This window comes from Pseudonocardia sp. CA-142604 (genome assembly GCF_050948475.1).
Lineage (GTDB): Bacteria > Actinomycetota > Actinomycetes > Mycobacteriales > Pseudonocardiaceae > Pseudonocardia > Pseudonocardia alaniniphila.
On sequence record NZ_CP192045.1, the window covers coordinates 3751469 to 3772862 of the forward strand.

Annotated in this window: 22 protein-coding genes; 11 read left to right on the plus strand and 11 right to left on the minus strand. The window is 68.8% G+C overall.

Features of this window, described 5'->3' with window-relative positions; translation table 11 throughout:
- Nucleotides 1-90: 90 nt before the first annotated feature.
- Together ACQPZQ_RS17105 and ACQPZQ_RS17110 are read right to left on the minus strand one after the other, a co-directional pair.
- A complete protein-coding gene (locus ACQPZQ_RS17105; protein WP_433296852.1) occupies nt 91-690 on the minus strand; it encodes a helix-turn-helix domain-containing protein in 600 nt (199 codons plus the stop codon).
- A 47-nt stretch (nt 691-737) separates the two neighbouring features.
- Entirely contained in the window at nt 738-1328 is a 591-nt protein-coding gene (locus ACQPZQ_RS17110) for a TetR/AcrR family transcriptional regulator (protein WP_433296854.1), read from the minus strand.
- A gap of 68 nt (nt 1329-1396) precedes the next feature.
- On the opposite strand from ACQPZQ_RS17110, the gene ACQPZQ_RS17115 reads away from it, so the two are divergent.
- Complete coding sequence (locus ACQPZQ_RS17115; protein ID WP_433296856.1) at nt 1397-2170, plus strand: oxidoreductase; 774 nt, start codon at nt 1397-1399, stop codon at nt 2168-2170.
- A gap of 153 nt (nt 2171-2323) precedes the next feature.
- Here the strand turns inward: ACQPZQ_RS17115 and ACQPZQ_RS17120 are convergent, their stop codons facing one another.
- A complete protein-coding gene (locus ACQPZQ_RS17120) occupies nt 2324-3631 on the minus strand; it encodes an FAD-dependent monooxygenase (RefSeq protein WP_433296858.1) in 1308 nt (435 codons plus the stop codon).
- A 36-nt stretch (nt 3632-3667) separates the two neighbouring features.
- On the opposite strand from ACQPZQ_RS17120, the gene ACQPZQ_RS17125 reads away from it, so the two are divergent.
- A complete protein-coding gene (locus ACQPZQ_RS17125; RefSeq protein ID WP_433296860.1) occupies nt 3668-4447 on the plus strand; it encodes an IclR family transcriptional regulator in 780 nt (259 codons plus the stop codon).
- A 104-nt stretch (nt 4448-4551) separates the two neighbouring features.
- Here the strand turns inward: ACQPZQ_RS17125 and ACQPZQ_RS17130 are convergent, their stop codons facing one another.
- A complete protein-coding gene (locus ACQPZQ_RS17130; RefSeq protein WP_433296862.1) occupies nt 4552-5835 on the minus strand; it encodes a CynX/NimT family MFS transporter in 1284 nt (427 codons plus the stop codon).
- A 132-nt stretch (nt 5836-5967) separates the two neighbouring features.
- On the opposite strand from ACQPZQ_RS17130, the gene ACQPZQ_RS17135 reads away from it, so the two are divergent.
- The 3 genes from ACQPZQ_RS17135 to ACQPZQ_RS17145 all read left to right on the plus strand — a co-directional run bounded on the left by ACQPZQ_RS17135 (nt 5968) and on the right by ACQPZQ_RS17145 (nt 8937).
- Nucleotides 5968-6750 carry an AraC family transcriptional regulator gene (locus ACQPZQ_RS17135; protein WP_433296864.1) on the plus strand — a complete coding sequence of 261 codons (783 nt, stop codon included), beginning with the start codon at nt 5968-5970 and terminating at the stop codon, nt 6748-6750.
- 355 nt (nt 6751-7105) lie between these two features.
- Nucleotides 7106-8410 carry an aromatic ring-hydroxylating oxygenase subunit alpha gene (locus ACQPZQ_RS17140; protein ID WP_433296866.1) on the plus strand — a complete coding sequence of 435 codons (1305 nt, stop codon included), beginning with the start codon at nt 7106-7108 and terminating at the stop codon, nt 8408-8410.
- Nucleotides 8407-8937: an aromatic-ring-hydroxylating dioxygenase subunit beta gene (locus ACQPZQ_RS17145; RefSeq protein ID WP_433296869.1), complete on the plus strand. Its 531-nt coding sequence runs from the start codon at nt 8407-8409 to the stop codon at nt 8935-8937. Before ACQPZQ_RS17140 ends, ACQPZQ_RS17145 begins: the two co-directional genes overlap by 4 nt.
- Before the next feature lie 117 nt (nt 8938-9054).
- Here the strand turns inward: ACQPZQ_RS17145 and ACQPZQ_RS17150 are convergent, their stop codons facing one another.
- The 3 genes from ACQPZQ_RS17150 to ACQPZQ_RS17160 form a co-directional block, all read right to left on the minus strand.
- Nucleotides 9055-9768 (minus strand): nitroreductase family protein, encoded by a 714-nt coding sequence (locus ACQPZQ_RS17150; RefSeq protein ID WP_433296871.1) that lies wholly within the window; start codon nt 9766-9768, stop codon nt 9055-9057.
- Between the two features lie 208 nt (nt 9769-9976).
- Entirely contained in the window at nt 9977-10918 is a 942-nt protein-coding gene (locus ACQPZQ_RS17155) for an EamA family transporter (RefSeq protein ID WP_433296873.1), read from the minus strand.
- A gap of 813 nt (nt 10919-11731) precedes the next feature.
- Nucleotides 11732-12721 (minus strand): DMT family transporter, encoded by a 990-nt coding sequence (locus tag ACQPZQ_RS17160; protein ID WP_433296875.1) that lies wholly within the window; start codon nt 12719-12721, stop codon nt 11732-11734.
- A 263-nt stretch (nt 12722-12984) separates the two neighbouring features.
- Between ACQPZQ_RS17160 and ACQPZQ_RS17165 the strand changes: the two genes are divergently transcribed.
- Nucleotides 12985-13863, plus strand: a complete 879-nt coding sequence (locus ACQPZQ_RS17165) for a LysR family transcriptional regulator (protein ID WP_433296878.1) — start codon at nt 12985-12987, stop codon at nt 13861-13863.
- A gap of 147 nt (nt 13864-14010) precedes the next feature.
- Nucleotides 14011-14451, plus strand: coding sequence for a phage holin family protein (locus ACQPZQ_RS17170; protein WP_433296880.1), 441 nt, complete (start codon nt 14011-14013; stop codon nt 14449-14451).
- 232 nt (nt 14452-14683) lie between these two features.
- Here ACQPZQ_RS17170 and ACQPZQ_RS17175 read toward each other — a convergent pair whose 3' ends face one another.
- Nucleotides 14684-15616: a LysR family transcriptional regulator gene (locus ACQPZQ_RS17175; RefSeq protein ID WP_433296882.1), complete on the minus strand. Its 933-nt coding sequence runs from the start codon at nt 15614-15616 to the stop codon at nt 14684-14686.
- Nucleotides 15617-16071: 455 nt separating this feature from the next.
- On the opposite strand from ACQPZQ_RS17175, the gene ACQPZQ_RS17180 reads away from it, so the two are divergent.
- The 4 genes from ACQPZQ_RS17180 to ACQPZQ_RS17195 all read left to right on the plus strand — a co-directional run bounded on the left by ACQPZQ_RS17180 (nt 16072) and on the right by ACQPZQ_RS17195 (nt 19506).
- On the plus strand, nt 16072-16491 hold the full coding sequence (locus ACQPZQ_RS17180) for a GMC family oxidoreductase N-terminal domain-containing protein (RefSeq protein ID WP_433296884.1): 420 nt from the start codon (nt 16072-16074) through the stop codon (nt 16489-16491).
- Complete coding sequence (locus ACQPZQ_RS17185) at nt 16473-16949, plus strand: GMC oxidoreductase (RefSeq protein ID WP_433296886.1); 477 nt, start codon at nt 16473-16475, stop codon at nt 16947-16949. The genes ACQPZQ_RS17180 and ACQPZQ_RS17185 overlap by 19 nt, the downstream gene beginning before the upstream one ends.
- A 121-nt stretch (nt 16950-17070) precedes the next feature.
- Nucleotides 17071-18432, plus strand: coding sequence for an MFS transporter (locus ACQPZQ_RS17190; RefSeq protein ID WP_433296888.1), 1362 nt, complete (start codon nt 17071-17073; stop codon nt 18430-18432).
- A 108-nt stretch (nt 18433-18540) separates the two neighbouring features.
- On the plus strand, nt 18541-19506 hold the full coding sequence (locus ACQPZQ_RS17195) for a threonine/serine dehydratase (RefSeq protein ID WP_433296890.1): 966 nt from the start codon (nt 18541-18543) through the stop codon (nt 19504-19506).
- Nucleotides 19507-19655: 149 nt separating this feature from the next.
- Here the strand turns inward: ACQPZQ_RS17195 and ACQPZQ_RS17200 are convergent, their stop codons facing one another.
- The 3 genes from ACQPZQ_RS17200 to ACQPZQ_RS17210 form a co-directional block, all read right to left on the minus strand.
- Nucleotides 19656-20258: an aldo/keto reductase gene (locus tag ACQPZQ_RS17200; protein WP_433296892.1), complete on the minus strand. Its 603-nt coding sequence runs from the start codon at nt 20256-20258 to the stop codon at nt 19656-19658.
- A gap of 42 nt (nt 20259-20300) precedes the next feature.
- The gene (locus ACQPZQ_RS17205; protein ID WP_433296894.1) at nt 20301-20675 is read right to left on the minus strand and encodes a VOC family protein; all 375 of its coding nucleotides are present in this window, start codon (nt 20673-20675) and stop codon (nt 20301-20303) included.
- Nucleotides 20676-20764: 89 nt separating this feature from the next.
- A complete protein-coding gene (locus ACQPZQ_RS17210) occupies nt 20765-21346 on the minus strand; it encodes a TetR/AcrR family transcriptional regulator (protein WP_433296896.1) in 582 nt (193 codons plus the stop codon).
- Nucleotides 21347-21394 lie beyond the last annotated feature (48 nt).

Genomic DNA, 21394 nt, shown 5'->3' on the forward strand with positions numbered 1-21394 from the left:
CGATGCGCGTGCGGCACGATCTCTTTCCGTATCGGCAAGATGGTGGCTGTCTGACGTGCCGCCCGCGCAAGCGTCCGCCGCGGCGGGAGGTCACGTGGCGGGGCCGTCCGACTCACCGGCGCCCTTGTCGCGACCGTCGAGCTGATGGCCGCGGCGAGCGTCACGGTCGAAGATGCCCAGGATCTCGCAGGGGCCGCTCTCGGTGCCGATGGCGTGCGGGAGCATGGTGGTGAACTCGGCGGCCTGATTGGTCTCGACGCGGAAGCGTCGGTGGCCGAGCGCGAGGATCGCGGTACCGGACAGGACGACGAGCCACTCGCGGCCGGAGTGCGCGCGCATCCGTGCGGGATCGTCCGGCGGCTCGGTCATTCGCTGACGCACGACGCTCATGCCCGGAACACCCTTGATCGGCCAGCGCATGAGCCCGTGCCTGGCATCGATCACCGGGCTGATGACGACATCGTCGGTGGCGGTCTCCACCAGCTGATCCAAGGTCGTGTCCAGGGCGCGGGCGAGGGTGACCAGCTGATCCAGTGCGAGGCGGCGCCGGCCGTTCTCGATGCGCGACAGCGTGGACTGGCTGAGGTTGGCCCGGGAGGCCAGTTCCTCCAGGGACCAGCCCTGTGCCACGCGCACGGCACGGATGCGTTTGCGTACGAGGCTGTCCAGGTCGCCATCACTTTGCGTCATGGGCAAGAACGTATGACCCGGACGCAAAGCGAGGACCGCCGAGTAGCTCAGCCTGCCTTCTGTGCACCGAAACGCAGGCCGTCGAAGAGGATCGCGGTGATGCGGACGGCTTCGTCCTGCCAGCCCTCCGTGGCGTGCATTCCGCAGATGCCTCCCAGCGCGCGCAGCAGCGTGCGTCCGCTGACGCCGCCACGGATGGCGCCGGCTGCTGCACTCGCTTCGAGTAGCTGATCGAGAGCCTGCGCCATCTGCGTGCGGGCGTCATCGAAGATCGGTGAATCCGTCGCCATGATGCTCTCCAGCGCGACGGCCATTCCCTTGCTCACGGCTGCGTGCTCCACGAGCAACAGCAGGAAGCGTCGCAGCGCCTCGTCCGGCGCATGCCGGTGCAGGAGTTCCGTGGGTGCGGCGCACAGCTCGTCGACCTCCTGGCGGTAGACCTCCTGGACGAGTGCTTCGCGTGTCTCGAAGTGGCGGTAGAGCGTCCCGACCGCCACTCCGGCTCGCTGGGCGATCTCTTCCACGTGAGCGTCGGCCTCGCCGGCGAGGAACGCCTCCCGTGCCGCGGCCAGGAGCGCCTCGCGGTTGCGCCGCGCGTCAGCGCGCAGCGGACGTGACGACGGCAACAGCGCCTCCATAAGGTGAGTCTGGTTCATGTTAGTTAGAGTTTCCGGAGTCAGGTTCATGTTAGTGGAGGAGTGCTCCCATGACGGTCCCGGAAGAGGGGCTCAGCGGCCTTCGTGTGCTGATTACCGGTGGCAGCCGCGGCCTGGGTGAGGCGACTGCCCGTCGATTCGCGGCTGCAGGCGCGACGGTGCTGACCGCCGCACGCAACGCGCCTCCGGAGGATCTGCCGGCCACCTTCATCCCGGCGGACCTCGCGACGAGTCGCGGAGCGGAGGAGCTCGGCCGACGGGTCATCGACAGCGTGGGCGGGGTGGATGTCCTGGTCAACAACGCGGGTGCGGCGAGCGCCCCGGTGCCGACGCTGAAGCGGCCCGACGAGTTGTGGCGTGCGGACCTGGAGATCAACCTGCTCAGTGCCGTCCGGCTCGACCGGGCCCTGGTTCCGGGGATGGTCGAGCGGGGTTCCGGCGTGGTTGTTCACGTCTCGTCGATTGCGAGCCGGTTCCCGCAGCGCACCGAGGCGTCCTATGCCGCGGCGAAGGCGGCGCTCAATGTCTACAGCCGTGAGCTGGCCACCGAGGTGGGCGAGCACGGAGTACGCGTGGTGTGTGTCCTGCCCGGATTCGTGGTCACCGAGGGCGCCGTCGAGCACCTTCAGCGGATGGCCGATCGGCAGGGCGTCGGCATGGAGGAGGTACGGCAACAGCTCGTGGATCACTTGAAGGTGCCGATGGGTCGGCCCGGCGATCCCGAGGACGTGGCAGAGATGATCGCGTTCCTCGCGTCCGGCCGCGCGAAATGGCTCACGGGAGCCGAGTTCCGCGTCGATGGCGGCATCATCCCGGTGGTGTAAGACAAACCAAGCAGGGGGACAGCGCACTCGGGGTCCGGGGCCGCGAGCGCTCGCCGACTCCCGCTCCGGCTCGGCGGAGATGACCATCTCTCCGCGGGCCCCGAGCTCCACCGCCTCGGCGACGAGCTGGTCCGTGGCCCGAGGCGAACCGCATCACCCGCCTGCCCCCGTCACCGCGGCGGCCATCGCCGCGTCGGGGTCGTACTCGTAGATCCAGCTGTTCGCGACCAGAGGGTCGGCGTCGCGGAAGGACGTGTCGCGCACCTCCTGCTCGGGCCCGTCGGGGAGGTGGTTGACGAACGAGCGCGCGTGGCTCACCTCCTGCAGGCGGCTCGTGCGAGGACGGCGCAACTCCTCGTAGCGGCGCAGGCTGCGCGCCGGGTCTGCTCGGTCCTCGGCCAGACAGGCGGCCAGGACAGCGGCATCCTCGATCGCCTGCGCCGCGCCCTGCGCGAAGAACGGGAACATCGGATGCGCGGCGTCCCCGAGGAGCGTCGTGCGCCCGACGCTCCACTGTCGCAACGGGGCGCGGTCCAGGAGAGCCCAGCGTCCGGGTGTTCCGGCCGCTCTGATCAGATCGACCAGCCGCGGATCCCACCCCGCGAACTCGGTGAGGAACTCCTCGACCGTGGCGGTGGCCGTCCACGACTCGATCGCGTAGTCACCGGCGGGTGCGAAGGCCGCCAGGTTCACCAGCCTGCCGGCCGCGATCGGGTAGTGCACCAGGTGGTGATCCGGGCCGATCCACAGCGTCTGGGCCGGCCGGCGGGCGAAGGACGGCGCGCGCTCGGCCGGCACCAGCGCGCGGAACGCGCAGAGACCCGAGTAGGTCGCGGGGGAGGGCTCGGCGAGCGTGCTCCGCACCATGGAGTGGATGCCGTCCGCGCCGATCACGACGTCCGGCTCGACCACCTCGCCGTCCGCGAACCGCAGCACCGGACGTGGGCCGGTGGCGTCGAGTTCGACGCAGCGTCGTCCCAGGCGGACCGTTCCGGCCGGCACGGCCGAGCCGATCGCGTCGAGCAGATCGGCACGGTGCGCGGTGTAGGTGTGCTCGCCGTAGAGCCGCTCGCAGGCGGCCGCGAGGTCCTCGGCAGACAAGACCGTTCCGGTCTGCCACCGCCGGAACTCCCAGCCGACCTCGAGCTGCACGGCCCGCTCCAGGAAGGTGTCCAGGACGCCGAGGCGGCGCAGCAGGCGGGCGGCGTTGGGGGCCACCACCACGCCCGCGCCCACCGCCCTCAGCTCCGAGGCCTGTTCGTACACGGTGCTCGGGAGTCCGGCACGGTGCAGGAAGGCGGCCGCTGCGAGCCCGCCGATCCCGCCGCCGACGATCGCGATCTCCGGTGTCTCGGCTGCCGCAGCGACCATCTGTCCGTACTCCGCTTCCGGCCGCGGGTTCCTGGGCGCGGCCGACGCCATCGTGTCGGCACCGTCGAGCGACCGAGCGGCTGTTGTCATTCAATGAACATCGCCGGCGAGAGAGGGAGGCGCGCCATGCCCCGCACCAGTGAGCCCGGTCGGAGCGTGAGCTCACGCCTCCTGGAGATCCTCTTCGCGTTCCGGGCCGAGCAGAGCGACCTCAGCCTGACCGAGCTCGCCCACGAGACCGGGATCCCGCTCGCCACCGTGCGTCGGCTGGTCCTGGAACTCGTGGGCGCCGGTGCGCTCGAGCGCAGGAGCGACGGGCGGTACAGCGTCGGACTGCGCCTGTGGCAACTCGGGACCCTGGCCCCGCTGACCGAGTCGCTGCGGACGCTGGCACGGCCCTTCATGGAGGATCTCTCCACCGCACTGCGCCAGCACGTTCAGCTGGCAGTCCTCGAAGGTCAGCAGGCTGTGGTCATCGAGAGGCTGTCGGCACCGAAGGCGGTGGGACTCGTCTCGCAGGTCGGCGGCCGGCTGCCGTTGCACTGCTCGGGCGTGGGCAAGGTGCTGCTCAGCCACAGTGGAGCCGACCTGATCGAGAACGTGCTCGGCGGCCGTCTCCCTCGACACACCTCTCGGACGGTGGTGGACCCCGACCTGCTCCGTTCGCAGATCGCCGCTTGCCGACGGACCGGCACGGCCACGGTCCGGGGCGAGCTGACCGAGGACGCCGACTCGGTCGCCACACGCATCGTCGACGGGAACGGCCGCGTTGTGGCGGCCTTGTCCGTGGTGGTGCGTTCAGGCTCGGTGAAGCACCAGGCGGCGCTCCCATCGGTCGTGGCCGGCGGACTGGGAATCTCCCGGCAGCTCGGATGGCGCCCGGGGATCCGGCTTCGCGAGGACTGACGGCGTCCGGGCCGCGGTCCTGCGCGCGGACGGAGCTCGGTGGGAGCGTGCCCGCGCCTGCGGGGACGACGGGCGAGCGCTCCGGCCGTGGCCCGGCACACGGCTCAGCCGACCTCGATCCGGCGCCGACCGGCGAGGACGTGGCGCTCGCGGCTCGCGGCGACCCCGGTCGCCACCTGCACCACGAGCAGCCCGCCGAGCGCGGCCAGCGGGACGGTCCAGCCACCGGTGGCGGCGTACACGGCGCCGAGCCCGATCGGGCCGAGGCCCGCGAGCAGGTACCCGAACCCCTGGGCCATGGTCGAGACGTGGCCGGTGTGGTGCGCGTCCGGCGAACGCCACACGATGTAGCTCAGCGACAGGCTGAGCGACGTGCCCTGCCCGAGGCCGAGCAGCGTCATCCACGCGTACGCCCCGGCAACAGGGCTCACGGCCAGGCCGAGGTAGGCGGCGCCGGTGAGTACGCCGGAGGCGGCGATCGGGAGCCACGTCGGGCGGATCCGCTTGGCCAGCATCGGCGCGATCAGCGAGGCCACGATGCCGGGGAACGCCGAATAGGACAGCAGCCACCCGGCCTCCGGCGCGGGTATCCCGTGGTCCTCCAGGATCGCGGGGACCCACGTCAGGGTCGCGTAGTAGCTCATGCTCTGCACGCCCATCAGCGCGGTCACCGCGAGTGCGACGGGGTCCGTGAGCATCGCGCGGAACGGCGGTTCGCCGGCTTCGTGCGGCGCGTCGGCGACCTGGTGCGACACCCGAGTGCGGCCTGGCGCCCGCACGAACTGCGGGAGCCAGACCGCGAACGCGAGCGCGGCCGGGATCGCCCACAGCGCCAGCGTCGGCCGCCAGGTCCCGCCCACGGCGAGCAGCGGCACGGTGAGCCCGGACGCGAGGGCGGCGCCGAGGAACAACGCCGTGGAGTACAGGGCCATCATCAGCCCGGCGCGGTGCGTGAAATCGTGCTTGATCGCCGCGGGCATCACGACGTTCGCGACCGCGATCGCGGCCCCGACGACGACCGTGCCCGCGAACAGGCTCGTGAGGCCCGGTTCGAGGCGCAGCACGATGCCGGCGGCGAGGGCGAACATCGTCAGGCCCAGCAGCCGGTGCATCCCCAGCCGGCGGGTGAGTCCCGGGGTGAGGAACGCGAAAGCGCCGAACGCGAACACGGGGATGGTGGTGAGCAGGCTGGCGACGGTCGGTGAGAGCCCGAGGCCGGCGCGGATGTCCGGGAGCACCGGGCCGACCGAGGCGACGCCGATGCGAAGGTTGAGCGCGATCACGAGCAGCCCGGTCGCGAGCACCGCGGTGGCGAGACCGGACGACCGGTTCCTCGCGCCGTCTCCGGTGACCGGTCGCTCGAGCGGTGGGTGGACGAGGTCCGACATGACGGCTTCCTTTCGAGGTAGGACGAACGGCCGTGACCGCGATCACTCCGTTGTCCACCTCGGACGTCGGCCGGCTCCGTCTCGAGTTCACTCGCCCACCCCGGTGGCCAACAACTGCTAATCTGACGACTGATGCCCAAAACCCGCCACGAATCGACGCAGCCCGAACAGGTCCACCAGCTCGGGCATGACGAGCGCACCCCGCTGCACGTGCACGCGCGCGGACACCTCGTCTACCCGGCGACCGGAGTGCTGTCGCTCGTGACGAAATCGGGCTCGTGGATCGCGCCGCCGAACCGCAGCGTGTGGATTCCGCCGGGTTTCGCGCACCAGCACCGCGCCCACGGCGCCACGGACATGCGCGTCGTCTTCATGGCTCCCAGCCTGGTCGCGCTGCTGCCCGCCCACCCGGCCGTGCTGGTGATGACTCCCCTCGCGCGGCAAGCGGTTCTGAGCCTCACCGGCCCTGTCTCGCGCCCGGCCGGCGCACGGGCGCGGTTACGACGTGTGGTGATCGACGACATCGTCGCCGCACCAGAACAACCCCTTCACCTGCCCGAACCCGCCGACGACCGCCTGCGGGCCGTGGCGCACCTCGTCGCGGACGACATGTCCAGCCCGGCGACGCTCGCCGAGCTCGGCCGCCGCGTCGGCGCGAGCGAACGGACACTCAGCCGCCTGTTCCAGGCCGAGACCGGCATGAGCTTTCCCCAGTGGCGCACGCAGTTGCGCATCCACCGCGCCCTCCTGCTCCTCGCCGACGGCGTTCCGGTCATCGACACCGCGGTGGCCTGCGGCTGGGCCAACCCGAGCGCGTTCATCGACATCTTCGCCACGCTCGTCGGCCAGACCCCGGGCCGGTACCAGCGCTCCATCTTCCGTCAGGTCGACGAGGGCATCAGCGATTCCGTGTAGCGGGTCTCGAACACTGCTGTGGCCGGAGATGAATTGAGTGGTTTCCTCCGAACGGGACGTGCATCACTTGTGTCGGAGATAGTCGCCTTTGCGCCGACAATTGACGTCGTATTCCTGGATTTCGTCGCGAAGAGTTCTGCTGAGCTTGCAGGCCTCTGTGTCGGCTCCTACACTAGGCGCTGAATAGGGACGCCTCGGACGTGTTTTTATCGCTTATTGTGAAACCTTGCAGGATAAGTGGGTCAGGAGATAGTGATGAGCAAGCGCGAGGAGTCGCGGCATCCCCGAGAGTACGCCGCCACCCCGTATGTGAATGGACAAGGCTGTGTCGCTTGCTCGCTCGAAGAGGCCTGCCATGACGCTGCCCGGTGAACCCACCGCAGGGTTCGAGTCACCGGCGTCGAAGGTGCTGATCGAGGAGGACCTCGACCGGGGCCGTTTCCGGGTACACCGTTCCACGATGACCTCGCCTGCCGTCCTGTCCGCCGAGCTCGAGCGGGTGTTCGGTCGTTGTTGGCTCTACCTGGGGCACGAGTCGGAGATCCGCGAACCGGGCGACTACGTGCGGCGCTCCGTGGGTGGAAGGCCGGTGTTCGTGGTGCGCTCGGCGAGAACCGGGGAGATCCACGCTTTCCACAACACCTGCACGCATCGAGGCGCGGTGGTCTGCCGGCGCGATCGGGGCAATTCGAAGGTGTTCCAGTGCTTCTACCACGCCTGGTCCTTCGACACGGACGGGAAGCTGGTCGGGGTGCCGGACCGGGAGGCCTACGGCGGCGGCCTCGACTTCGACGAGCTCGGGCTGGCGCACGTCGCACGGCTGGAGAGCTACCGAGGATTCCTGTTCCTCTGCTACGACCCTGACGCCGTCGATCTGCGCACGTACCTCGGTGAGGCCGCCGACTACCTCGACCTGATCATCGACGCGGCCGTCGACGGGGTCGAGATCATCACCGGCACGCACGAGTACGGCATGGACGCCAACTGGAAGCTGCTGGTGGAGAACAGCGTCGACGGCTACCACGCGGTCCCTGTGCACGACACCTACTTCAAGTACCTCGCCGAGCTCGGCAGCGAGTCCCGGCTCACCGGCTCCGGCCGGGGGCGCGACCTGGGCAACGGTCATGCGGTGGTCGAGGGCGAGGCGCCGTGGGGACGCCCGACGGCGCGCTGGGAACCGATCTTCGGGGAGCAGGCGAAGGTCGTGATCGAGCGGATCAGGGCCGACCTCACTGCACGGCACGGTGCCGAGCGCGCCCATCGGATGGCCGACACCAGCCGGAACCTGCTCATCTACCCGAACTTGATCGTCAACGACATCATGGCGGTCACCGTTCGGACGTTCATGCCGACGGCAGCGGACCGCACCGAGATCACCGCATGGCAGCTGGCCCCGCTGAACGAGCACCCCGACCTGCGCCGGCGTCGTCTGGACAGCTTCCTGACGTTCCTGGGTCCGGGTGGGTTCGCGACGCCGGACGACATCGAGGCCCTCGAGTCCTGCCAGCAGGGCTTCGCCAGCGGTGGCGTGGAGTGGAACGACATCTCCCGGGGCATGGCCCGCGATGCGCGACTGACCGACGAGGAACAGATGAGGGCGTTCTGGCGGCGATGGAGCAGCCAGGTCGAGCGCCGTGGGGCACCGGTGGGTTCACGATGAGTCCGCTCGTGATCTCGCCCGACGAGGCACCTGCGGTGGCGTCGCTCGCCGAGACGACCCGCGCCCACGTCGAGGACCTGCTGGTACTGGAGGCGGAGCTGCTCGACGACTGGGCGCTCGACGAGTGGGCGGGCCTCTACACCCCGGACGCGCGCTACGTCGTCCCCGCCACCGACGACCGCGACGGCAACCCGGACAGCAACCTGATGCTGATCGATGACGACGGGCTGCGGCTGCGCTCGCGGGTGGAGCGGCTCAAGAGCCGCAAAGCCCACCGCGAGTACCCCCACTCCAACACCCGCCACCTGGTCAGCAACATCCGGCTACGCGCAGTGGAGGGCGACGAGCTCCTGGTCACCGCGGCGTTCGCCGTGTTCCGCTTCCGCAACCGGCAGGCCGTGCACTACGTCGGCCGCTACCGCTACCGCCTCGTCGTCGCCGGGCGTCGGTTGATGATCCGCCACAAGCGCGTGGAGCTCGACCTCACGGCTCTCCGCCCCGCCAACGACGTGGCGATCATCCTCTGAGCCACCCACGCCTACGGGGGCCTGCCGCCTCCCCTCGCCGTGGCCGAGCTGTCGACTCCGGCGTACTGAGGTGACCAGAGATGAGATCACCTCAGTACGGTTGCCGCGCAGAAGATCTCAGCCCGTGGCCGGCCTGCTGACGTTCGTGTCGTGCTGTGCCGCCGGCCCGGGCGACCCGTTGGGCCAGAGCGGGGCAGGGACGGTGACACCGAAGTCCCGTCCCCAGCGGTTGCGGCTGCTGACCTCGTGCACGGGGCGCCTGTTCGCGGCCACTCCCCAGCGCCCCCGGGGATAGCCGAGCGCGAGCATCGCGGTCATGCGCCAGCCCGCCTCGGTGGGCACCTCGAGCAACTGCATCACGCGGTCTTCCTCGTAGCGCAGCATGGTTGTGATGGTGCCGCCGACCCCTTCCGCGCGGGCAGCGAGAAGCGTGCTCCAGATGGCGGGGTAGATGTTCGCGCCGCCGTGGTCGTCGATCGCGAACACGAACAGCAGCAGGGGAATCTCGGCGAAGTGGTCGGTGAAGTAATCCCCGGAAGCCGTGACCCGGCGCATCGTCTCGGCGTGCGCTTCCGGGTCGCTTACCGGCTTGGCGAGCAGGCCGGCCTCGATGTCGGCGTACAGCCGGTCTCGGCAGTGGCGATATATGGTCGCGAGCCCAGCTTTCGTGGCCGGATCGTCGACGGCGAGAAAGTGCCACCGCTGGGTGTTCGCGCCGCTGGGCGCGCGGATTGCGGCGTCGAGGATCCGGGCCTGGGTCTCCAGCGAGATCGGGTCGCGGTGCAGACGCCGCATCATCCGTGTGGTGTACAGCGCTTCGTGAACATCCATTGCCGACGCTCCTCGCGGCTCGCGGCCGAAGGGACACGGCCGATTGTCATGGTCAATGATCGTTTTCGTGGCTGGACTCGCGGGCCGGGTTCACGAGCGGCCGGGCCGGCGATGCGTTCACACTCATCGATTCGTCCACAGGTAGTGATGATTGCTCGTGACCAGTAATCGGCCCGGCCAAAGGGCTTTGACAGGTAAGGCGCCTCGCTCAGCGCGCGCCGGACTCCGGCTCAGCCACACTCACTGGCCGGGCGGTGTTGCTGAATGCCACCCCTGTGAGGATCAGCGCTCCACCGAGGACCTCTGGGGCGGTTGGTACCTGGCCGAGCAACAGCCATGAGGCCACGGCGGACGTCACCACTTCCAGCAACCCCACGAGGGATCCGCGCGTAGCACCGATACGAGCGATCGCGGCCGCCCCCGCGAGGTAGGGGATCACCGAGGACACGACCACGAGCAGCGTCGCGGCAACCGGCCACCCGATGTCGACGCCGCCCAGCGTCACGCCCGTGGCGGACGTGTCGATCACGACCCGGAGCACCCCGGCGATCCCGAGCAGGCCGACCGCGACCGTGCCTATCGTCATGCCGACGCCGGCCAGCACCAGCAGCGGGGTCTGGCTCCCCGGACGGTCGGCCACCAGGAAGTAGGCCGCCTGGCACACGGCGGAGGCGAGGCCCCACACGATCCCTTCCCAGCGAAGCCCTCCGCCGTTCCAGACCTGTACAACCAGCGCCAGGCCGGTCAACGCCACCGCCGCGCCCAGCACCGTGCGGCGGCCCGGTGGCTGCCCCCTGACCACCCACACCCACGCGATCACGAGAATTGACCCGAGATACTGCAGCAGCAGCGCGATCGTCACGGGCACGTAGACCAGGGCGTTGAAGAAGGTCACCTGCACACCGGCCGCGGCGAGCAGGCCGTAGACAGCGAGAGCCCCACCGTCGACGCGGATCGCCGCCACCACACCAGGGCGGACGAACGCCAGAATCCCGAGCAGGATGACGGCTCCTCCGCCGAGCCGGACGAACACCGCACCGCTGGCCGACCAGCCCGCGTCCGTCAGCGCCTTCCCCAAGGACCCTGACAGGCCGAACCCGACGGCCGAGACCGCAGCGAGAGCGAGGCCTGACCGCTCATGGACACGCAATATCCCTCCTCTTCGACGAGATCAAGGAATTCTGAGATCTGATTTCGGTCGGGGCTCATCGAGGTACTCACCCTTGTGGATTGTCGACATCTCCGGAAATTCGGCTCGCGGGCCGCGGATCACCCATCGGCACAATTGGGCCAATCCTCGGTTGACCATTCAACGACCACGTCGGGTCCCTGCGGATGGCGCCGCACCTGGCTCCATTCGTTCATCCCGCATTCCGGGGCTACACCGCGTATCGCCGCGGCCACGTTGACTGGGCCGCCGAAGTGATGTTATCCGAGCTGCGTGAGATTCTTCTTCCCAGGGCTCGGGGGTCACCTTCTCTTATCGTCGACTCCAACATGAGTGATGCGCGTCTCGTGCGGAGGAAGCCACCGGACGTGCTCGTAACCATGTTGCTCCTCCCGAATCATCCTTGGAGATAGCCGATGTGCTGGAAGTAGGGCCGAAGTCACCAACGCTGCTACGCCGTGCGACGCGAGCGCTGCCGGCACCGCGTCGGGCACGAACTGGTTGATGCGCCGGGCCCGGCCCGCCGAGGCACGAGCTGATCCACAACGGCGTTGCACACAGAGCCGGCGCCGCGACCATGTCGCTACCCCGTCGAGCTGTCACCCGCCATGGTTCAACGCGATGACCCGCGACGCGCCGGCGTCCACCGCAGCAACGCGATGCCGGCGGTCCGGACGCGCTCCGCGGTCGACGGGATCGCCGTCGTCCGTTCGCCGCGGCCGGCCCCTGTGCGTTACTGCGCAACTGTCGGCTGCCGCAAGGGCAGCTGCGTAACACGGTCACGCCCGATGGCGCTCAGTGACGACGTGAATTCCTGACGTGTCGGATCGCGTTCTTCGTCGGAGTGGGTTGACGGGTGACCAGGGTTACGCCGCAGGCGGCGACTGCAATTCCGACGAGCATTCCTGTGCTCACTGGCTCGCTCAAGAGCGGGACGGCGATGAGAGCGGTGACCGGGGGCACGAGGAACAGGTAGCTGGTGGCCGCGCCACCGCTGCGCCGTCGTAGCAGGGCGAAGAGCAGGCCGAAACCGCCCAGGGAGCAGACGATCGCGAGCCACAGGACGGTGGTGATCTCCTCGGTGCCGGAAGGTGGTTCGAAGCCGCCGTTGACGGCGGTGGCGGTGGTCGTCGTGACGAGGGCGGCGAACATCTGGATGGTCAGGCCGCAGCGCACGTCGACCGGTGGCCCGTAGTGCTTCTGGTAGAGGGTTCCGGCAATCATGCCGGCCAGCCCGACCAGCACCGCGAGGATCGCGAGCGTGGGGACACCGCCGCCCAGCTGCGACTGCACCGCCGCAGCGACCCCGACCACGCCCAGCAGTAGTCCGACCCACTGAACTCGGCTCATCCGCTCGTTGAACGCGAAGGTGCCGACCAGAGCGATCACCAGCGGGCTGGTGCCGACCAGCAGCGCGGAAAGGCCGGCGGGCGCGCCGATACTCATGCCGACGTACACCCCGCCGAACTGCACCGTGTGCAGCAGGATGCCGATGATCATCAGGTGCAGCCACTGCCGGGGTCGGCGGGGCCAGCGCGCCCGGCCGATCAGCGCGACGACCAACGCGGCCAGGCCGGCGACCGCGAACCGCCACCACAGCAGCGTGAACGGCGGCAATGAGTTGGTTCCGATGTCGCCGACCAGGTAGCCGCTGCTCCAGATCAAGATGAAGGAAACCGGCAATCCAGCTGCGGCCGCGCGCAGCGGCACCCGCCCGGGCCGGGGCGCACCCGGTCGGGACGGCGGTGAGGAGCCGGGCGGTGCTGCGGTGCAGGTGGTGTCCACGAAATGCTCCTCCTGTCTCGAGCTCCCTGTGATCCGGTTTCCCGTGGAAGGTTCCCCGGCCGTGAGCAGAGAGGGGACCGTTCTGAAGCTGCTCGGAAATGAAACGGGCCGTCACCGGCTCCGGCACGCTCGCCGGAACCGGCTTGGCACGAGTTTCACGCGCGATCAGCGCCTCAGGAAGGCACGATGCAACGCACCGGGTGTGCAAAGCTGCACAGGGGTGGCGACTCGAGGAGGCACCGCTGCGAACCGACGATCTGATCGTGCTGCTGGAGATCGCCCGCTGCGGCTCCTTCCTGAAGGCGGGTGCGGCGCTCGGGCTGGACCATTCGACGGTGTCCCGGCGGGTCGCCGCACTGGAGCGGGAGCTGAAGTCGCCGCTGGTCCACCGGGGAGTGCAGGGCTGCACGCTCACCGCGATGGGCCAGCGGCTGTTGAAGTCCTGCGAGCAGGTGGAGTCGGCGGTGCACGGGGTCCGCATGCTCAGCGGGCTGCCCGAACCCGGCCCGGGTGAGCTGAACGGGCTGATCCGCATCGCCACCGGTGAGGCGCTCGGCGCCTTCGTCGTCACGCCGGTGATGGCCCGGCTTCACCGGGAGAACCCCGGATTGCAGATCGAGATCATCACGCAGACCCGGCCGAGCCCGTACGGGGTGGGCGCCGACATCGAGATCGGCGTCGGCGACCCGGTGCGCAACCGAGCCGGCGCCGAGGCCCTGACCGACTATCGGCTCGGCCTCTACGCCTCGCGGGAGTACCTGCGGGCGCGGGGCACACCCCGCTCGACCTCGGAGCTGGCCGAGCATCCGTTGATCTACTACATCGAGGGCCTGCTGCGGGTGGAGGATCTGGACGTGCTCGATCGCTTCGGCACCGACAGCCACGCGGCGTTCGGCTCGACCAGCGTTCACGTCCAGCTGGAGGCCACCGTGCATGGCGCCGGCATCGGACTGTTACCGGCGTTCGTCGCCGAGCGGGACCGCTCGCTGGTCCGCGTGCTGTTCGACGAGGTGGCGGTCGTCCCCACCTACCACGCCAGCTTGGCCGCGGGGCGGCTGCGCCGGCCTGCGGCGGCCTCCGTCATGGCGGCCATCCGCGCCGAGGTGCGCTCCCGGCAGGCCGAGCTGCTGCCGCGCCGCTGAGCAGGCCGGCCGGCTCAGAGGGCTGCAGACACACCACAGGATCGAGCGGCCCATTCAGGTTCGTCGACTGCAAACGCGGGCACTCCAGATGCGCGGCAAGAGCAGCTCCGCCCGGAGCGACCCGCAGCATGAAACGAGGAGATCTCCATGACGACGTCACGCGGATCGGTGGGCACCCGTGCCGGAGGTTCCGGTCGACTCCGGAGCCCCAGCACGGAGAACTCCGGTGCCGAAGCGATCCGCGACTTCGTCGAGGACCTGCGCGACCTGCTCGAAGATGAGCTGCACAACGCGCAGGAGGAGCTGGCCGGCAAGTTCCGCGTGGCGTCCGAGGGGGCGCTGGTGCTCGGCGTCGCCGTCGTGCTCGGTGGGTTGGCTGCCGGTACTTCCACTGTGCTGATCCTGCGCATGCTGGAGAAGGTTTTCCCCCCGACGTTGGCAGCCACGATCGCGACGGTCGTTTTCGCCATCGCGGCCGGCGTGCTCGCCACGGTGGGGATCGCAGCGGTCCGACGTGCGTTGCCGCTCGTTCCGGAGCGGGCACTCGAGGAGCTGCGTGAGGAGGTTCGTGAGGTGCTGCCGGGTTGATCACCGAAACGGCCGATGGGACCGCGGTGTCTCTGTCGGGAGGGACGTGCGGGTCACGCTGGAGCCCGAGGACGTCGGGTGGGCCTGGATCTTCTACGGCATGGACCCGGACGGCCACGAAGTCATGTTCGAGGAGTTCCGGAGCTGAGCTCCGCGGCGGGGCTGTTCCCGTACTCGCCTGACATCGGCAGCGGCGCTGGGGGCACGCTCGGCGAGGTCACTGTGACGTCGATCAGCTCGGTCGGAAAGACGGGCCGATCTCGGCTATTGCGGCTCGTAGGGCGTCGGCGAGCCGGGCCGCGGGTTCGGTGAGTGGGCGGGGCAGGCGCGTCAGCAGGATGCGCCGTTGCTCGTCCGGGCCACCGTGGACCGTGAGCACCCGTACCCCCGGTGGCACGGCCTCGAGCAGCGAGCGGGGCAGGGTCGTCACACCGCACCCGGCGGCCACGAGGTTCAGCTTGGCCATCCAGTCGCGGACACTGTGGGCGATCTCGGGCCGCTCGTCCAGGCCGGGCCACACCCCCAGACGCGGCTGGTCGTTGGTGGACGGGCTTGCGATCCAGCGCTGCCCGCGCAGCTCACCGACGTCCACGACCTCGGCCGCGGCGAGCGGATGCGTAGCGGGAACCGCGAGGTACAGGCAGCGTTCGGTCAGCGTCTCGACCTCCAGCTGGGGTGACTCGGTGTCGAGCGGCCGAAACGGCGGCCGCGAGCCCACGACGGCGAGATCGATGCTGCCCGCCCGCACCGCGCGGACCAGGTCGGGCGTGCTGGCTTCCCGGCTGGTCACCGAGATGGCGGGGTGCATGCGACGCAACGCCGCGAGCGCCCGGGGCACCAGGATGAGACCGGCGCTGGGAAACCACCCCAGCCGCACCGTACCCCCCTCACTCGGCAGGCCGGCCAGTTCGCGAGCGGTGGCGTCGATCTCGTCGAGCACAGCAGCGGCCCGGCGAAGCACGACGTACCCCGCCCCGGTCAGCCGCACCCCGTCGTGGCCCCGCTCGAGCAACACCGTGCCCGCGGCCCGCTCGAGCGAGGCGATCTGCCGCGACACGGCCGACTGCGTGTACCCCAGAGCTGCCGCCGCCGCGGTGAGCGTGCGCCGCTCGGCCACCTCGCGAAACACTCGCAACGCGACCAGCGGGACGTTGCCGAAGTCCATGACGACAACGCATACCAGCAATTCCGAACTCTCGTTGGCCGCATGCGAAGTGACCTCATAGCGTTTGCGGAGTGACCCGCTCTCAGCCTGTATGGACGCCGAAAGCCTGTGCCCCTCATCGTTCGCGTATCGGTCGTGATCGCAGATTCGCGGTGTTGGGACGGGAACAGTACGGGATTGTGAAGATCGACTTGCCCGGAAAGTAGTGGTTCTGCCTCGATGTGGAGGCCGCGGGCTCTGTTCGGCGCACTGCTGTGTGGCCGAGCAGATCGGCCACCGTGAGCTTGCCGATGCCACGTCCGCGCCGGCCGGCGCGGACGTCGATCCGGACGACGCCAGGAAGCACCTCCCGCGGCCTCGGTCGGGCCTACCGGGACATCCATGTCTCGTGAGGAGCCAGTGTTCACGAGCCTCGCCGTGGGCCGGCCACAGCGATCATAGATTCAGGAGCTCTGATGGCCTTGGCCTTCGACTACGTCATTGTCGGCGCCGGCTCGGCGGGATGCGTTCTTGCCTCCCGGCTGTCCGAGAAGCCGGACGTGAGCGTTCTCCTCCTCGAGAGCGGATCACGTGACGTCCGCCGGGAGATCTGCGCGCCAGCCGCCTGGCCGACACTGCTGGGTGGCGACCTCGACTATGCGTACCGCACGACCCCGCAATTCGAGATGAACGGGACCCGGGTCGCGTGGCCGCGTGGACGCACCGTCGGCGGCTGCAGTGCGATCAATGCGATGGTCTACCTGCGTGGGCATCGCAACGACTACGACACGTGGGCGCGACAAGGCGCCACGGGATGGGCGTTCGACGACGTGCTGCCCTATTTCCGGCGGATGGAGTCGGTACCGAGCGGTGATCTGTGCTTCCGTCGCCGCTGATCGACCCGCAGTACCTGACCGATGTTGATGACCGCACCCGTCTCGTCCACGGCGTCGAGACAGCACGCGCGATCGTTGCCGACAGTGCCTTCGACGGATGGCGGGGAGCCGAACTGTATCCCGGCGGGGAGACAACAGGTGCCGACGAGCTCGAGCAGTTCGTCCGACGCGCCACGGGAACGTATTGCCATCCGGTGGGCACTTGCGCAATGGGGTCTGGAGACGATGCCGTGGTCACCCCGGACCTGCGGGTGCGAGGTGTCGAGAACGTCCGGGTGATCGACGCGTCGGTCATGCCCCGCATCGTCTCGGTGAACACCAACGTGCCGACGATCATGATCGCGGAACGCGGAGCCGAACTGATTCGCGCTGGTGTCTCGGCACCAGCCACGAGTTCGTCGCGGCCGGGCGACGCGCTTACTGCTGGTCCGCGGCCGGTGGAACACCCCCCACGGTGATCAGTTCTCAGCACGGGATCCGCCGAACCGATCCATCGCGGAGCGCGTCGTCCGAGCGCTGCTTCGTGCGGAGAACACGCGTTCGAAGTCATAGTGATGTCTCAGTCAGGGAGTTTTGTTCATGACAGTCGCCGGTAGCGACTTGGCCAACCGTCTCGATCGGCTCCCGGTCACTTCGTATCACAGGTACGTCATCGCGGTGGTTGGTGTAGCGACGTTTTTCGACCTCTATGACCTCTTTCTCGCCAGCACTGTGAGTTTGGTCCTCGTCAGGGACTTCGGCGCCTCCGCCAGCGAGCTGAAACCACTGCTCGCCTCAGCGTTCGTCGGCGCGTCCATCGGTGCGCTGACGATCGGGCGCCTCGGTGATCGAATCGGCCGGCGAAAAGCGTTGCTGGTGTCGCTGGCCTTCTACTCGGTCTTCTCGCTCGTGGGCGCATTCAGCACGGACATCTGGATGCTGGTGGTCTGCCGCTTCCTCGCCGGAGTGGGTATCGGTGCCGAGCTGCCACTCGTGGACGCCTATATCGCGGATCTGGTGCCGCCGAGTGTCCGCGGCCGCGCCACTGCGTGGGCGTTCACCATCGGCTTCTGTGGCGTCCCGATAGCCGGCTTCCTTGCCCGCGGCCTGGTGGGCCGTACCCTGTTGGGCCTCGAAGGATGGCGGTGGTTGTTCCTCGTGGGGGCGATCGGCTCCTTGGCGGTGTGGATTCTGCGCACCGGGCTGCCCGAATCGCCACGTTGGCTCAGCGAACGGGGTAGTCGTGCCGAGGCCGAGAACATCGTTCGCCGGTTCGAACGATCGGCCGGCGTGCACGAACCGGAACGCGGCGACGTGCGCGACGAACGTCGGGCGGATCGCCCCGAGCGAATCAGGGTCGGCGCGCTCCTGAGCCGGCCCTGGCGCACCCGGACCGTCATGCTGTACGTGTTCCACATCCTGCAGTCCTTCGGCTACTACGGTTTCGGATCCCTGGTCCCGATCGTGCTCACAGCCAAGGGATTCGACCTGACCCAGTCGCTGACGTTCACGGCGCTGACGTTCCTGGGTTATCCAGTGGGTTCGGCGCTGTCACTGCCCGTGATGGAACGCTTTCAGCGGCCCCGGCTCATCATCGGAAGCGCTGTCGGAATGGCGGTGTTCGGCCTCGCGTTCGGCTGCTCGTCAACGGAGGCCGGGATCGTGGTCTTCGGCTTCTGCTACACCGCGGTCAGCAACTTCTTCGCCAACACGTTTCACACCTACCAAGCCGAACTGTTCCCCACGTCGTTGCGCGCCACCGCTGCCGGCTCAGCCTATTCGATCTCCCGGCTCGCGACGGCCGCGATGCCGTACGTGCTCCTTCCCGTGCTCGACGCCTATGGCGCCACCGCTATGTTCCTGGTGGTTGCCGTGGCGATGACCCTGCTGGTCATCGACATCGCAGCCCTCGGTCCGGATACCACGGGATTGTCCCTCGAATCGATTTCTCCCGAGGGCTGAGCTGGGCGTGGGGATCGTGGGGACGGTCGTGAATGTGATCCCGCATGAAACTCGCCTACTCGCGCGTCATGATCGCTCCGTTCGTCGACTCGGAGGAGTTTGATTCTTGTGACCCTTTTCGACAGAATCGTGGATGCCCACCGCGGTATTCGCCCCGATGTTCCGGTGACGATGCTCGTGCAGAGCACACTTCTCTCCCGTGAGTCGGGGTGCGACGTCTGGCTGAAGGCGGAGCACCTGATGCCGACCGGCTCGTTCAAGGTCCGCGGCTCTGCGAACAAGCTCCGCATGCTCGGTGCAGCCGCGAGGCAGTCAGGGGTGATCACGGCCTCCACGGGCAATCACGGGCTCGGCGTTGCTCGCGCCGGCGTCCTGGCAGGCGTTGGCGTCACCGTCTACGTTCCGACCACGGCCACGAAGTCGAAGATGGCCGCGATCGAGTCGCTGGGCGCGGAGCTCGTCGTGGTCGACGGATCTCTGCTCGACTCGGAGAAGGAAGCACGCCGGCAGTCGGAGCTCCAGGGTAAGCCGTACGTCGCGCCCTCCAACGATCTGGACACGATCGCTGGGCAGGGCACTCTGGGCGTGGAACTGGTCGAGCAGGCTCCCGACCTCGACGCCGTGTTCATGTCCGTGGGCGGTGGCGGTCTCATCGGCGGCGTAGGGACCGCACTCAAGGCCCTCGGATTCGCAACTCGTGTGGTCGGTGTCTGGCCGAAAGCGTCAACGTCGATGCTCGATTCGCTGAATGCCGGCCGCATCGTCGAGACCCCGGCGCGTGAAACTCTTTCCGAGAGCTCGGCCGGTGCCGTGGAACCCGGTTCGACGGCCTTTGCCGTCTGCCAGGAGGTGATCGACGAGACGGTGACCGTCAGTGAGGAGGAAATTGCGCACGCGATGCGTATGGTGGCCGAAGGTGAGCGCTGGATCATCGAGGGTTCGGCCGGGGTGGCGGTGGCCGGAATGCTCCAATCCGCCGCGCAGTACCGTGGCAAGAAGGTGGCGGCCGTACTGTGCGGCCGCAATATCGAGTTGGAGACGTTTCTTGCTGTGCTGGAACGCGCCCAGCCGTGAGTAGTCCGAACGATAGCCTCGTCTGATTGAGTCATTCAATTGCGGTACCTAGCGAGGCTGCGAGCGGGGCGTGTCGAGGGGTTCTCCGCTCGCAGCTGCGAAATCACAGATGAAGGGCCACGAGCGATCACTGATCCTGCGGCTCGCGGTCACCGTGGCGGGGTGACTCCGTCGGTCCAGTTGCGGGCCTGCATCGCGGACTCGCGCTCGCGCTCCCCGATCACCGTGATGCTGTTGAGCTCCGCGATCTGTTCCGCGGTGAGCGTGAGCTCGGCGGCTCGGGTGTTCTCCTCGAAGAATGCGAGGCGGCGAGTGCCGGGGATCGGGACGATGTCGGGCGACTTGGCCAGCAGCCAGGCCAGCGCAACCTGCCCGGGCGTGGCGTCGTGCTCCGCACCGATGCGGCGCAGGAGCTCGACCACGGCGAGGTTGCGGTCGAAGTTCTCCTCGGAGAACCACGGCATGCTGTGGCGGGCGTCATCCTCGGTGAGCTGGCTGCGCGAGGTGAGCCCACCGGTGAGGGCGCCACGCCCGAGGGGGCTGTACGGCACCACGCTGATGCCGAGCTCCTGGCATACCGGAACGATCTGGTCCTCGATCTGCCGCGCCCACAGCGACCATTCGGTCTGCAGGGCGGTGATGGGATGGATGGAGGCCGCCCGGCGCAACGTGTCCGGCGCCGCCTCGGACAGTTCAGCGCTACCTCGACGGTGGGCAATTCGCCGGACACGCTCGTCGTCGACGACGTCCACGCGTTCTTCCGCGATCCGCGCTGAACGCACTCCCGGGTGTCGTCAGACCTTGACCAGGCAGAACGGATGGCCGACGGGATCGAGGAACACGCGAAACGAGTGCGGCCTCGGCTGCAGGTCGTGCTTGCGAGCGCCGATCTCCAGCACGGCGCGCTCACCGGCGTCGAGGTCGGGGACGTCGAAGTCGAAATGGGCGCGCTGCGGGTGATCCTGGCCGGGCCACTCCGGCGGGCGGTACTCGCCCTCCTCGATCCTCTGGAACGCAAGCGTGGCGCCGGCGCCTCCCGTGTCGAGCTGGGCCCAGTGGGCGTGCTTCTGCGGGGTGATCGGCCATCCGGTGATCCGGCTGTAGAACTCGGCGAGCGCGCGTGGGTCAGGGCAGTCGAGCGCGGTGAGGCTGTACGTGGCGATCGGCATGGACCGACGCTAACGGAGTGCAGGTCGGCGAACGTGTCACCAGCGCCCGCCGTCGGCTCCGTAGGAGCTGGGGTGTGCGGTCGCGGGTCTCAGGCCGGATCGTGGCCGCGGATGCCGTCGAAGACGATCCGGACGAGCCGTCGGCCTTGTTCCTCGCCGTCCTCGTCCGGGCCGACGCGCCAGAGGAAGCCCATGATCAGCAGGACGTCGGCGGGGTCGAAGCCGGCTCGCACGGTGCCGGCGGCGACGCAGGCGTCCAGGAGCTTGGCGACCGCGGCGACGACCGGGGCATAGGTCTCGTTGATCGCGTCCTGGATCGCTGCGTTGTGGAGGGCCTCTCCGAGGCCGTGCTTGAGCCGGATGTAGTGGGCAAGGGTCTCGAACCAGGCTACGAACGCGTCGTCGGGTGCGCGGGTGGCGATCATTTCGTCGACGGCATCGACGAGTTTCTGCACGTCGTGCTGGTAGACGGCGAGGATGAGCGCCTCGCGGGTGGGGAAGTGGCGGTAGAGCGTGCCCGCTCCCACGCCGGCCCGTTTGGCGATCTCGTTCATCGATGCGGTCGGCGACTCGGCGAGCAGGTCGTGGGCGACGTCGAGGATCGCCGCGTGGTTGCGGGCCGCCGCCCGGCGCTGGGTCGCGTACGTGCTGCGCGTGCTGTCGCTGGTCATCGGGTGCTCATCGGTCTTCCGTGCTCCGGCGGTTGGGTCCGCATTGAC